Below are 13,330 nucleotides of genomic sequence, written 5' to 3'. Positions count from 1 at the left end.
TTTATACGCTTGCTACCACTGCATCTTGGCTCAGAATTTGTCGTTAAGCCATTTATCTACAAGTGACTGGCTTATTGATAAAGCCAAAGCTCAAAGCTATACATCAAACTCATACATAAGACAAATGACCCTTTAGTACCCCTATCACAAAATACTCATTACCACTCATTAAAGCACTATAAGAGACTCTGCATGACCGTAAAGCCATCTGGACAAAATCAGTCGTCAAATCCTAACTCATCAGAAAAACCCTTATCAAAACAAGAGACCTCTGACTGCTTAAGTATAGGCGATGACGTCTACAATCTAGCAGACCATACGCCGATGATGGTGCAATATCTAACCATGAAAGCCAACTATCCACAAGCATTGCTCTTGTACCGGATGGGTGACTTCTATGAGCTGTTCTTTGACGATGCTAAGCGTGCGGCGCAAATACTAGACATTACATTGACACGCCGTGGTACGGATAAAGCAGGCAACACGATAGCCATGGCGGGTGTGCCATTCCATGCAGCCGATAGCTATATGGCACGCTTGATTGCTGCTGGTCAGACAGTAGTCGTATGCGAACAAATTGACGAATCGACAACTGGCAGCGCTGATAATAAGTCTAATGTCCCTGCGATGGGCGACAAGCAAAAGAAAGACAAAAGTAAATCTGCTGCTGGTAGCATCATGCGCCGTGAAGTCGTCAAAACGCTGACAGCAGGTACTATTACTGATGATGCACTCATTGCACCAAACCATACACCGACTGTCGTTGCCATTGATATTGCTCATTTAAAAACGCAAGATAATAGCCAGACGTTACAAGCAGCTGTTAGCCAAATGGATCTAGCTGCAGGTACATTGACTACCCAGACGCTAATAGCAGATAAAAACGATATAGATGAGTTGCAAACTCAGATGCTGACGGTGTTGGCACGGTTTGCACCCAGTGAATGTATCATTAGCGAGGCACTGGCAAGCGTCAGTGGTACTGATGCAGAGTGGATCCTATGGTTACGGCAACATCTGGACTGTCCCATCATAGAAGTTGCAGCTAATGACTTTCACCGCGTGCACGCGAGCGACACGCTTTGTCAGCAGTTTGAGGTGCAACGTCTTGATGGCTTGGGTATTGCAGATAACCTGCTGGCGCAAACTAGCTGTGCTGCGCTTATTCATTATGCACAGCAAACGCAGCAGCGCCATGTACCGCAAGTCAATCAGCTTATCGTCGAGTACAGCGATGACTACCTAATTATCGATGCCAATAGCCAGCAAAACCTTGAGCTATTTACCCCTGTTAGTAGCAATGGCACTTCTTTGATATCTGTACTAAACCACTGTCAAACTCCGATGGGCAAACGTTTACTCGTGCAGCAAATGAAGCGCCCATTGCGTCAGCATTCACGTATCAATATGCGTCTAAATGCGATAACTTGTTTGCTAAACCCAAAGAGTGACTCAATTGGATCAAACCAAGATGTAAAAGATAGCTTATTGGTTACACGTTTACGAGAAATGCTGAATACCATTGGCGATATTGAACGAATCAGCAGTCGAATCGGGCTAATGAGTGCTAAACCTCGTGACTTACGCAAGCTTGCAGATGGTATCGCTAGTAGCGCCCAGCTTACTACCTTATTAATAGCATCGGGAATCAGTCCTGAAGACGCTGGCCTATTACCAATGTTGATGCAGCAATTGCCAGATCAACTACCTGCTGTTCAATCCGTCGCCGAATTAATCGAACGCGCTATTGTCATTGAACCGCCTGCGCATATCCGCGATGGAGGAATGCTAGCAGCGGGCTTTGATGAAGAGTTTGATCGCCTTACTCATTTGCATGACAATATTCAATCGACGCTAGACGAGATGGTCGAGCGTGCCCGTCAAGACAATCAATTACCGAGTCTAAAAGTTGGCTTTAATAAAGTCAGCGGCTTCTATTTCGAACTGCCCAAAATGCAGGCGAAGAATGCCCCTGCCCACTTTATCCGTCGGCAAACGCTCAAAAGTAGTGAGCGCTTTATCACTGATGAGCTAAAGGAAGTCGAGACAGAATATCTAAGTGCCCAGTCCTTAGCGTTAGCTCGTGAAAAACAGCTGTATCACCAACTGTTGACACTGTTAAGCAGCCATTTAGCGGAACTACAACAGCTAAGCGCGGCTATTGCACAAATAGATGTGCTTAGTAATTGGGCGCAACTTGCGATTACTTATAACTGGCGGCGCCCAGTCATGAGTAAAGACTTAAAAGAGGCTAGCGGCTTAGAAAATAATAACTTAGAAAATAGCTTGAATAATAGCCAAACCAGTATCGATATCAAAGCAGGTCGTCATGTCGTCGTCGAAGCGGCGTTAAATCCAGCCAATACTGGAAATACTGTTAATAAAATCAACAATTCTCAACCTACGAGCCATTTTGTCGCCAATGATTGCGCTTTAGGCAGTCATGCAAACCCTGAAAGACTGTTAATGATTACCGGCCCTAATATGGGTGGTAAGTCGACCTTTATGCGCCAAACAGCATTGATTGTCCTACTGGCGCATTGCGGTAGCTTCGTCCCAGCAGCGCGTGCTTATATAGGTGACATCGACCGTATCTTTACTCGTATTGGCTCGGCTGATGATTTGGCAGGCGGTAAATCCACCTTTATGGTAGAGATGATTGAAACTGCTAACATTCTTAATCAAGCGACTAATAAATCGCTGGTATTAATGGATGAAGTCGGACGTGGTACGGCGACGACTGACGGTCTCGCAATCGCCCACGCTTGCGTCAATCGCTTGGTCGAGATTGGCTGCCTGACGTTATTTGCCACCCATTACTTTGAGCTGACAAAATTGGCGCAGAGTACAAATTACGCTGAAAGCAGCCATGCCAATATTCGTAATGTCCATGTCGCCGCTAGTGAAGTCGATGGCCAATTATTACTATTGCATCAAATACGTGAAGGCGCTGCCAGCTCTAGCTTTGGACTACACGTCGCTAAGATGGCTGGCATCCCTACTCAGGTATTGAATGATGCCAAGCGCTATTTAGTAGACAACTTGAAAATAAATAGCGTAAAAACAGAAAATGAAAAAGTTGTGATAGATAAGGTTGATGACAAAAATGACTTAGCTAAGTCAGTAAAGGATAAACGCCAGCAGGCTTATAATGACGAGGCAGAAAAAGAAAATGGCAGCAGTAATAGCCAAACTAGAACTACGAATAATAATCCACAGCAAAATCAGCTATTTAGCTTGCAAGATGAGCTTAACGCTATTAACCCTGACAACCTAACACCCAAACAAGCGCATGACCTGCTCTATCATCTTAAGAAATTCATTAGTCATTAAAGGGAATTGTCAAATAGCGGTAAAGGCGCTAAAATATGCTTTATTTTTCAAATATTCTATTTTGCTCAATCCAATAACAGGTAGACATCACTATGACCTTTGTCGTTACAGATAACTGCATTCTTTGCAAATACACCGACTGTGTGGAAGTCTGTCCTGTGGACTGCTTTTATGAAGGCCCAAACTTCCTCGTCATCGATCCTGATGAGTGTATCGACTGCGCGCTATGCGAGCCTGAATGTCCAGCCAATGCGATCTTCTCAGAAGATGAAGTGCCCAAAGGGCAAGAGATGTTTACGGAGCTAAATGCTGATCTGGCCCAAAAATGGCCGAATATCACTGAGATGAAAGGGCAATTGCCGGAAGCTGAAAAGTGGGATGGTGTCGAAGGTAAGATTCAGTATTTAGAGAAGTAATTGTATCTTCAGTTCTACTCAATATATTTAGACAATAAAAGGCCACCTAATAGCGATATGCTGTTAGGTGGTTTTTTTATAATTAACGAGAATTGGTTAGTCTAACTTTCTATAAGATATAAAATCCAAACAACTAATAAGCTCCCGTACATGAGCTAGGTAAATACTGAGTAGGAATAGTGGTACCATCTGTTGCTGAACCACAACGCCAGCCAGCAATGGTTTTCCCACCATCAGACGTACCGACCAATTCGGTAGTACCTGCTTGTATAGGGACAAGCGTCAATGTATTAGTTGCCACACTTAAAATTGGCAGATTAGCTTCATCAGCTGAAACTGTGATTACACCGTTGGCATCCACTGTAGCGCTTTTCACATATTTAGTAGTGATAAAAGTACATGTATTAATCAGCTCAGCTGATACATCGGTGTTTGAGGCTTGCTGTATACTTTCGGTTACTGAAGTTCGACACGAATAAGCAGCCAATACTAGTTCGGTAACTTGTGCTCTAACAGAGTAATTTTGATAGATAGGTAAGGCTATTGCGGCCAAAATACTTATAATAGCGATAACTACCATTAACTCTAGTAATGTGAAACCAATTTGAGCCTTTGAAAAATTATTTGAACTAAAAGACATGATAATATTAGACCGCATTATAACTGATACTATATTTCACTGCATACTATGTGCCATTCTTTCTAAAGTAAAAACCACTCCAATTATTATTTTATTTTATAATGCAGCCATGTGACTGACAAATGCTCATACTCTTTAATTTTTATTGCTCCATCAATTAAAGGCGGCACATGATCACCTACTAATATAACCTCGACACCTTTCATTTCAGGAAGAGTATTGAGCTTCGCCAAACCTTCAAAGAACTGTGCTTGTAGAGTCATGTTTCTACAAACCTCGTTGTCTTCAATATCATAGTATTTACAGTCGAGGCGTTTACTATAAATGTCTTTTTTTGCATATGGTGCATGTGAAGTAAGCGTCATCCAATAAAAGAATGCTTTCCGATCATCTTCAAAGTACTTTTTTATGATAGGAAAAACCTCATCATCACAGACGCCATTAAATGCACTACATCGCTCTGCTTCAACAAGGTTTTCAGAAAGAATTACCTCTTTGAATCCTGCTTTTCTGTACCAACTGAATCGATCATATAACTTACCACTTGCACCATGCAAAGCTGTTGTTTGATACCCTTGGTTCGCCAAAATTTTAGGTAAGCAAAGAGGAAAGCTTGAGTCAGGAACCAGGCGTAGTCCAAAACCTCTGATATCTTTAGCACAAAGCTCTTTGATTTCAGCTCCTACAGTAAAAGTAGGCGCCTCAAAAAAACCGTTGTCATAATGATCGAATAAATATTGTTGCTGATTTAAAGGCTCTAAAATTTCTTTCTGCAGACCAGGGTTAGAAGCTGCACCTAGTGACTCAACAATTATAAGTAAAATCTTATCATTCAAAGGTTTATCAAGCTTAGATACAACACGATTAAATTGGCTAGGAGAAAAGGAAGTCATGACTCCAGCCTCTTTAAAAAATACTGAATCTTGAAGTTCAATATAAAGTTCGGTCTGACTTGCCGCAATATAGTTATTTTCAGAACCAAAGGTCAACTTTGATCCTGCGCTATATTCAATATCACTCATGGATATCAAGTAAGTTAAAAGTAGAACAGAACTACCAGCTATCAAAGCGTGCAAACTGTCTATCGGTTTCGAAAAAGACTTGATTAAAAACGGTAATAAAAAAGTATATATAAAAGCAGCCAATATAAATATTATATAGCGAATAGGACCTTCTAGTATAAAAGGTGCTAAATATAAAACTCCCTGTAAATCCATAAATGGAAATAGCTGTATGACGAACATAGCAATGTCAGGAATTGTCATGATAGCCAAGCTAATAATACCAAGCCACTTTAACAACTTGTTTTTTAATAGAATAAATATCACTGGTATAACATAGTCTATATTTATTAATGGTCTAGAGGTTGTAGTTATAAGACTTATTACTAGAAAAACCAAATTCGGCAGCAGTATAAGCAATATTGCATAGATTATTTTATTAAACTTTATAGGAGATGACGGTAATTTGTATTCTTTAGACCATATAGATTCGGACATAAACGATAAGCTCTTATTTTATTACCAAGGACGTAAGTCTACAATTTTTATGACTTTTCCACCGCCTTGTTTTTCGATAAGCACTGTCATATCAACGGCATTTGCTTTAAGAGGCAGAAAGCTATCCGCTGTTGGATATCTCTCCAAAAATTTTCTTACTTCTATAGCATGGTTATAGTTATTCAAAAGATTAACATCTTGGCTATTTTTTATCACTAAAGGTTTGGCCAACTCAAAATCATTATAAAACTTAGGTTTTTGAGCAGGACTAATATTATACGTTGTCTCATCCAGTATGGAGTCTAATTTTTCACTAGCACTAAGGCTTGCTAAATCAACATAAATATATTTTGGACCAAACTTTGGTAGATAGTAGATTTGTTCATCTTCTTGAAGTATGTCATTGGCTCGAACCAGCTCAAACCTATCAACTACATAAGCAATCCATACGGGGCGCGCCTGATAGACTGAATATAAACCATAACCTAAAGCACTTAACTGAATCAAGACAATAACTGTCAAATCTAAAATCAACTTTTGTTTGTTACTTTTATATATAACGAAAGTTAATAATGGACCTAATATCAGATCTATTATTAGAATCATAATAAAAATCTTGCCGGCATCAGTAGCCTTAAATAGCGGTGCAGGATACCATAACAAGTTTATAAGCATATAAGCAGCTAATACCAATGTTAAGCTGATAGCGAGGTGAATAATAAATGCTTTTAATTTATCTTTAAATATTTTTGCATCATAACGCATGATGATCTCATCTTAATTTAAACATTCAATTAGCTTTACGTTGTTATCTAATACCAAACCCAAAAAGTGCAATTAACGTTGTCAAATTTGCTAAGACTACTAGGTGTAGTACTTGCGCAATTTTTCCGCGTTACTCTAATTTTTGGGAATGGTATAAAGTAAAATAGGTATTTAAAACCATATTACAAAATCAACAACTATCACTTTCCCTTGTAATTTGGTCGACCTTGCTCATACTTTAACGTACAAAAAAGCCAAACAAGATGTTTGGCTTTTTGACATGACTTACTAGATAAAATACTTACTAATAAAAATTAGCGACAAGATGCTGGTAAATATTTATCTGCAATACCATTAGTGGTAGGTGCTCCACATTCCCAAGCAACGATAGGTTTAACAGATGAGCGGTTAAAGTCAGCGGCTACACTTGCAGCTGCACCAGCGCCTGTAGAACTAACAGTGCTATAAGGTGATAATGTGAGTAATACATTATCACCAAGCTGGTTAATGTTTTGAGCAGTTGCTGTAATCACACCATCTTTACTAGTAGAGATATTCTGTACATATTGAGAAAGAGGTTTAGAAGCAGTGCCACCTTCTCCACAACCAAAACCATCTTTAGCATCTGGAGTTGCTTTGAGCCCAGTCTGTGAAGCTTCTGTAATAGCAGTACGACATGTTGATGCAGCTAATACCACTTCGCTTACTTTTGCACGAGCAGTATAGTCTTGATACGCAGGTAGAGCGATCGCCGCTAGGATACCGATAATAGCGATTACGATCATTAATTCGATTAAGGTAAAACCTTTTTGTACAGTGTTCATAGTATGTCCTTTAGGGGTATATAAGGATAAAGTGGCTATTGTTTCTACTAGCGCATTTTATCTTTAGGGATATAATAAATTTCTTTCTTGTTATAACTAATGCAGATAGCATGCCAAATATTCATTATTATTGTTCTTATAGCCCAAATAAGATTATAACTCTTAGAATCAGTACGACTTAAACATTTATTGGCTAATTTCTCCTTACAAACCGTTACCATTATTGCTACTAACCTACTAAAAATTGTCAATTGATATCTTTTTAAGAGCAGATAGTAAATTTTACTGACGCTTTTTGTCAGTTTTTTGGTGACAATTGTAAAATATTATCTATTCCATTCATTGCTATTACCGCATATACTCCCTCGACACTTTACGTTACGGTAATTTAGACTAAGGTTACCGTCAACTGCCATTTGACTGCCAGTTTTTGGCACAGCAGTGATTATCCATTTGTCAGTCAGTATATTATCCGGAGGCGTTAATGTTAGTGGATTAATAGTAACATCGTATAGAGCATTGCCCTGTTTAGGATACTCAACTGCAAACTCTGTTTTGATACTTGAACTGATATCACTATAGCTGCCCTGTGCCAACTTTCGGCTTTCTATCACTGAAGCAATATTCTGCATCTCACTCATCATATCGGCACGCTTGGCTTTGATGATGTATTGCTGATAGCTGGGATAGACAATAGCAGCCATAACACCAATGATAGCGATCACAATCATCAGCTCAATCAAGGTAAATCCATACTGAGTTTGAGTGATCTTATGTCGCTTACAATACGTTGTTGCCATCACCACTCCTCCTGACCTGTACCGCAGTTAGTCGCCGTAATCGTGATACTACTCTTGTTTTGACAACGTATACCTGTGCTGGTCATTAACATATTGTTCGCTTCTTTAAAGGTACCTGTACTATTAGGCGTTGCCAGCATCTTCCATGTCCTGCCTGTCGCGTTATCAATAGCGGTATCAGTTGTCACCAAAGACTTCTCAGGGTCAGCAGCACCATCGACAAGGGTAATCTGGTAGCGATAGTTGGTGGCATTACTGCCTTGTGGTACATAAATAATCGTGTTGCTGGCATCGTAACCATAGCTTGCCTTATTATCAGCGCTATTAATTGTCTGCGGTTCAAAACCTTTATAAGTTAATGCGGATGATCGCCATCGCTCCAGCTGCAACTCTAAATTAAGCATTTTAGCTTGCACATCACGCTCGGCATTTCTTATCACATATTGCCTATAGCTGGGAATAGCAATGGCCGCCAATATGCCGATGATAATGACAATAATCATCAGCTCTATGAGCGTAAATCCTGAGCTGGCGCTCTGATTAGACTTAGCGGGACGGATAAGCATTAGTTACTCTCAAACCACTGCGTTGGAGTCAGCTCAAACCTTGGCTTGAACAAAATACTGGCCATGATGCCATCACCATCGGTCGTAGTCGCGTTGCCATAAGGGTTAGGATTGTCAGGATCGGTAATAAACTTAATAGGATCTTTGTTCGGGTCACTTCCATAGCCTAACCGCGGATCATCCATACGCTCGCTCAAAGTACGGATACCTAACAGCGTTGTGGTATCTAGATTTTGCGCATTGACTGCTCCTAGCGCAAGCTCCTGAATACCCTTACCCGCGGGCAAGAAGCCACCGGTACCGGTAAGAGAGCTTTCGTCCATGCAGACGCCGTAAGGGAGACAGTATAGCTGAGTCTCTGAACCACCGAGCGTTTGTGCCTCACAGACATTGCCATCGTTATACGATATATTAGGATCGTAGATTGACGTATATAGGAAGCTATTGATGACGCGATAATCGCCTACGGCTTTTAGGTGTGAGACGTTTTCATGTCCTGCGAATCGGGTTAGTGGATAGTACCAGCCATTTTTGGTCTTATTGACCATCTCGGCGATTAAGTTTTCTTTAGCAGCACGCAGACCCGTACTCGCATTTGTCCTTAGTTTATCGCCGCCAAGCTCAACCAAGTCATCATCGTCCATATTCCTAACGTTAAGAGTTGATGTGGCTACGGTCAATAAATCAGGCAGCACTATATCTCTGTCGATTATCCCGTAAATCCGGTTGGCTTTGGAGTTATTAGTACTATTAACGTCACGACGCTTGGCTAAAGGTGAGCTACGATCCCCTGAAGCGAGGTTCACTAATGCAAATATCTTGCTCTGAGCATCTCTATAGAAGCTTACGACGGGACGATCGTAGAAACGGTAAGGCATCTGCTTTGCAGCGTCGCTACTAGAGGCTTCTAGCACTCTTACTACTCGTACATTGCTATAAGTTTCTGTCTTACTATTGATAAAGTCAGCACGGAACACATTTCCGCCTAAGTCAGCAAAGTATAAGTGATCAAATAGACCATCGTTATTACGATCAAGCGGGGTGACACCTGCGACGATACTATGATTATACGGGTTGTCCCACGACCATATATGCTCGCCTGTCTTGGCATCAGCGATGTATAGTGAGCTTCCTCTAGCAGCAGTGGTAGGTACAAACTGCGGATCTTCATAAGCCATATCATAGCCGCCACCGAAGATGATCACATCTTTGGCTTTGCCATTGGCCGTGCCAGCACCTATGCGTGCGGTAGTAACCCGATTCCAGATTTGACCTACATTGCTATAATTACTATTCACTGTGGTCTGTAACGTACCGTTATTATTCTGGTGTAGCACAGGCGTAGCATTAGTAGTATCAGCAGTAATACTAAATAATATCTTAGGCTTATCTTTATCCTCTAAATCTAAGCCGTATAGTCCATCAGCGCCCATACGAAAGCCGCCGTAGGCCGCCATAGGCAAGAAGTTGCTGGTGTTAGTAACGTCGTCTGCATTGCTACTATCAGGCTTATATAATGATACTTTGCGAATCTTGGTACCATCATTAGTCGTGGTTGACTGATAACGATATTTTGCACTCACTAACCAAGGAGCGTCGACCCCAAAACTTAACTCTCCCATCGCACCTTTGATTAACGCTTTGGGCTGCTTACGGAACATCTCATGTAGCACTAGCGCCCACTGCTCCTCACCAGTCTCAGCATCCACCAGATGCAGCGCTCCATCCATTGAGCCAAATAATAGATAGTCCTCACGGTTGTCCGCAGTAATGTTACCGGCTTCATCTACCTCTGCACTATAAGAGACTAACGTGGGTTTTGAATGAACCACACCGCCGACCTGACGAATAGTGTCAGTTGGAAGGTGGTTTTGCATTTTCATCTCGTCTATATAGGTAACCGTACCGTCACTATCTCTATAGTCAAATAAGTAATCAACGTCATAACCTAAAAACTTTAACATAATGCGTTTGGACTGCAGTAGTGACAAGCCACCAGAGCGATAAACGCTATCGTTGATTTTTGGGAAGCCTATCGGAGTACCTGTACTATCGACACCTACTTTGACTACGCCGCTAGGTATGGTTGTGTTATCTAAAACTTTGTAGTTTTCAATAAATACATTGCGCGTACTAGCTACTGCGCTGAGAGTAGGAGCGCGCAGACGAGAATAAAACCCGCCGTTAGTGACTGAAGCATTCCCTAGTATAGGGCTAGACTGCTGCCACTGATCCGCTGCACTATCATTAAGAGTGCCTTTTATATCGCTGTAGAGACGATGGTTATTCTTACCATATAAGGTGCCGTTCTTAGTTTCGTACTTTTTAAGATTGCCCGGCCATACCTTAAAAGTATCGCCTACCTTAGGCTCAATCATTGGCAGATAAGCGTAAGGCAAAGTGGTACTGGTTCTATATGGATCTTCAGGCACAGTAATCGTACCTGCTGGAGTGGTATTAATAATCTGATTTAAGTCAGTGATGAACTTTTGCACACTATTGGCAATATCCTCAGAGCTTTGTGCATAAAAGAAACCACCGTTACCGTAATTTGGCCCACCCCATTTACAAGCGTTTTTGGCATCTAGACTGGTTGCCGCTTCGCAGTTATAAGTACCATCGCTATTTTTAGGGATGCCTGCAAATGATGAGCCAAAGCCTGCTACCGCTGTTCTAATACTAGCCCCAGATGGATTCTCGGTTTTGTCATATAGTTTTTTGGCATATTCACCGATATATTCCCAACCGCCTGTTTCACCAACGAAAAGGTTGGATTGTAATTTTGGTGAGACCAATCCAGTTGGTACACCACTTATTCCATAAGAATTAGTTAATGATCGGTTCATAATCGTACGCGCCATTTCAGGCTTAGTCGAGTTTGGCGCGCCATCGGTTAAGAAATAGATACCATTACTATCACAGGTCTCTGTGCTACTACCTTGAATATAAGCTGTGCCATTAGGGTTTTTAGTGTCGGGTGCTGAGTACCTCAAACCGCCAAATAAGTTCTCTGTATCAGGAACTATGGAAAACGGGCTGGTTCGATAGGACACTAAGCCTCTAATACCCTCACCATAGCCCCATACTGTACCAACGATAGGTTCGATATCCAGTGGTTCTTGATCTACTTTTAACCAACCGCCGTAACGCCAGCCAACGGGTAGCGCCTCATAAGTGTCCCATAAGTCATTTATGGAGACATCTTTACCAGTTAAACTTTTTATTTTCGTTTTAAAATCAGCTTGGCTAGTCACTCTTCCCCATCCACCAGAACCGTTAGGGTAATAAATACCGTTATTGACAGTACCCTGAGCGATATTACTGCCATTACGTCCTGGCCAATTGTTCACGCATTGTTCTACAACGGCTCCGATTGCTGAGGTTTTATTAGTACCTAACTCAATGCAAACAAAGTATACCTGTTTATCTTCATTAACAGATTTCTGCTTCACCATATAGCCATCGTAAATGATTCCTACATTTTTTACAGTCTTAGTATCTACACCTGTACCAGTCCCCATCATATATGCCCCTGCTTCTGCATAAGCATGAGCAGTAGGTGTACCACTTGAGGGCTTAGTGACATCTGGATAGCTATCGCTAGAGAGCTTGAGATCAGAATCCTTTTTACCCTTTTCATCTGTGGTGGTGTCAAGTGACTGAAAGCCTGCCAGCTCTTTTGCTATTTTCTGGCGCTGGGCTGTCGTCAAAGGTGCTGCAGGCACTAGTATGCGCCCGGAGTGACCATCTACTAATACGTTAGATGCATTACCAATAGTAATCGGCTCACCTGCGCTAGGCTCTGCCTTTGATGAAAAGTGTCCAAGTCCCATATATACAGTATCACTGATCTGATCACTGGCTAATAAAGGTAGTAAGGCATCTTTTAGACGCGACAGTCGATCTAGTTCTGTAACCGTTTTGGCATTCGCTCCCTGTCCAACCTCCTTCGTACAGCCGCGCACATAATAATCAATCGTTTCAGAACCAATCGTGACGCTCTTTTTTATAGAGGTTTTATTGAAAGTCTCGTTAGCTGGATTTTTATCGGTGAGGTTATAAGCCCATTCAAAAATATTATAAGCCGTATTTCTAGAGTTATTATACTCTGCGACTGGGACACGATCACACAAGGGGACATCTACATCACCCGGACTACCAAAAGGGTTGACTTTTGGTAGTACTAAAGAGCTGATCCCCATCGAACCTGAGGTATCAATCATCATCATCAGGTTAGTACGTGCAGTCGCAGCCGGCTGATAGATACTCAAATCACCAATTTGGCTGACTACGCCATCTTGATTGACTGCCGCTTGCGACATAGTCATGCAAATCATACCCAATACCGCAGCACTCAGACTAGAGACACGCCACCAAGGTTTACTGATATTTTGAGCATTAGATGCAATAGCTTTAGCCACGGAAGCTTGAAAACGATTGATAGGTTTGAGTTTCATAATATTATCTCTTAATCATAGCTACCATAA

At 41.4% G+C, this 13,330-nt stretch carries 9 protein-coding genes; 2 read left to right on the top strand and 7 right to left on the bottom strand.

What is annotated here, in order from left to right:
- Window positions 1–192: 192 nt before the first annotated feature.
- Both mutS and fdxA read left to right on the top strand, forming a co-directional pair.
- On the top strand, window positions 193–3,333 hold the full coding sequence (gene mutS, locus FQV37_RS02120) for a DNA mismatch repair protein MutS (RefSeq protein ID WP_160021090.1): 3,141 nt from the start codon (window positions 193–195) through the stop codon (window positions 3,331–3,333).
- Window positions 3,334–3,425: 92 nt separating this feature from the next.
- The gene (gene fdxA, locus FQV37_RS02115) at window positions 3,426–3,749 is read left to right on the top strand and encodes a ferredoxin FdxA (RefSeq protein WP_160021089.1); all 324 of its coding nucleotides are present in this window, start codon (window positions 3,426–3,428) and stop codon (window positions 3,747–3,749) included.
- A 133-nt stretch (window positions 3,750–3,882) separates the two neighbouring features.
- Here the strand turns inward: fdxA and FQV37_RS02110 are convergent, their stop codons facing one another.
- The 7 genes from FQV37_RS02110 to FQV37_RS02080 form a co-directional block, all read right to left on the bottom strand.
- On the bottom strand, window positions 3,883–4,389 hold the full coding sequence (locus tag FQV37_RS02110) for a pilin (protein WP_160021088.1): 507 nt from the start codon (window positions 4,387–4,389) through the stop codon (window positions 3,883–3,885).
- Window positions 4,390–4,475: 86 nt separating this feature from the next.
- Window positions 4,476–5,888 (bottom strand): sulfatase-like hydrolase/transferase, encoded by a 1,413-nt coding sequence (locus tag FQV37_RS14135; protein ID WP_160021087.1) that lies wholly within the window; start codon window positions 5,886–5,888, stop codon window positions 4,476–4,478.
- Window positions 5,889–5,909: 21 nt separating this feature from the next.
- Entirely contained in the window at window positions 5,910–6,653 is a 744-nt protein-coding gene (gene tfpZ / locus FQV37_RS02100; RefSeq protein WP_160021086.1) for a TfpX/TfpZ family type IV pilin accessory protein, read from the bottom strand.
- A 314-nt stretch (window positions 6,654–6,967) separates the two neighbouring features.
- Window positions 6,968–7,477: a pilin gene (locus FQV37_RS02095; protein ID WP_160021085.1), complete on the bottom strand. Its 510-nt coding sequence runs from the start codon at window positions 7,475–7,477 to the stop codon at window positions 6,968–6,970.
- Window positions 7,478–7,803: 326 nt separating this feature from the next.
- Window positions 7,804–8,277 carry a type IV pilin protein gene (locus FQV37_RS02090; protein WP_160021084.1) on the bottom strand — a complete coding sequence of 158 codons (474 nt, stop codon included), beginning with the start codon at window positions 8,275–8,277 and terminating at the stop codon, window positions 7,804–7,806.
- A complete protein-coding gene (locus tag FQV37_RS02085) occupies window positions 8,277–8,843 on the bottom strand; it encodes a type IV pilin protein (RefSeq protein ID WP_160021083.1) in 567 nt (188 codons plus the stop codon). Before FQV37_RS02085 ends, FQV37_RS02090 begins: the two co-directional genes overlap by 1 nt.
- The gene (locus tag FQV37_RS02080) at window positions 8,843–13,300 is read right to left on the bottom strand and encodes a pilus assembly protein (protein ID WP_160021082.1); all 4,458 of its coding nucleotides are present in this window, start codon (window positions 13,298–13,300) and stop codon (window positions 8,843–8,845) included. Before FQV37_RS02080 ends, FQV37_RS02085 begins: the two co-directional genes overlap by 1 nt.
- Window positions 13,301–13,330: the final 30 nt, after the last annotated feature.

Source organism: Psychrobacter nivimaris, assembly GCF_009812035.1.
GTDB classification, from domain to species: domain Bacteria; phylum Pseudomonadota; class Gammaproteobacteria; order Pseudomonadales; family Moraxellaceae; genus Psychrobacter; species Psychrobacter nivimaris.
Note: the sequence above shows the minus strand (reverse complement) of the source record. Positions and strands in the feature narration are given on the sequence as shown.

Excerpts from the sequence above, each read along its gene's own strand:
- FQV37_RS02090 (WP_160021084.1), bottom strand. The coding sequence starts at position 8,277 with ATGGCAACAACGTATTGTAAGCGACATAAGATCACTCAAACTCAGTAT.
- FQV37_RS02080 (WP_160021082.1), bottom strand. The coding sequence starts at position 13,300 with ATGAAACTCAAACCTATCAATCGTTTTCAAGCTTCCGTGGCTAAAGCT.
- tfpZ (WP_160021086.1), bottom strand. The coding sequence starts at position 6,653 with ATGCGTTATGATGCAAAAATATTTAAAGATAAATTAAAAGCATTTATT.
- FQV37_RS14135 (WP_160021087.1), bottom strand. The coding sequence starts at position 5,888 with ATGTCCGAATCTATATGGTCTAAAGAATACAAATTACCGTCATCTCCT.
- mutS (WP_160021090.1), top strand. The coding sequence starts at position 193 with ATGACCGTAAAGCCATCTGGACAAAATCAGTCGTCAAATCCTAACTCA.
- fdxA (WP_160021089.1), top strand. The coding sequence starts at position 3,426 with ATGACCTTTGTCGTTACAGATAACTGCATTCTTTGCAAATACACCGAC.
- FQV37_RS02110 (WP_160021088.1), bottom strand. The coding sequence starts at position 4,389 with ATGTCTTTTAGTTCAAATAATTTTTCAAAGGCTCAAATTGGTTTCACA.
- FQV37_RS02095 (WP_160021085.1), bottom strand. The coding sequence starts at position 7,477 with ATGAACACTGTACAAAAAGGTTTTACCTTAATCGAATTAATGATCGTA.
- FQV37_RS02085 (WP_160021083.1), bottom strand. The coding sequence starts at position 8,843 with ATGCTTATCCGTCCCGCTAAGTCTAATCAGAGCGCCAGCTCAGGATTT.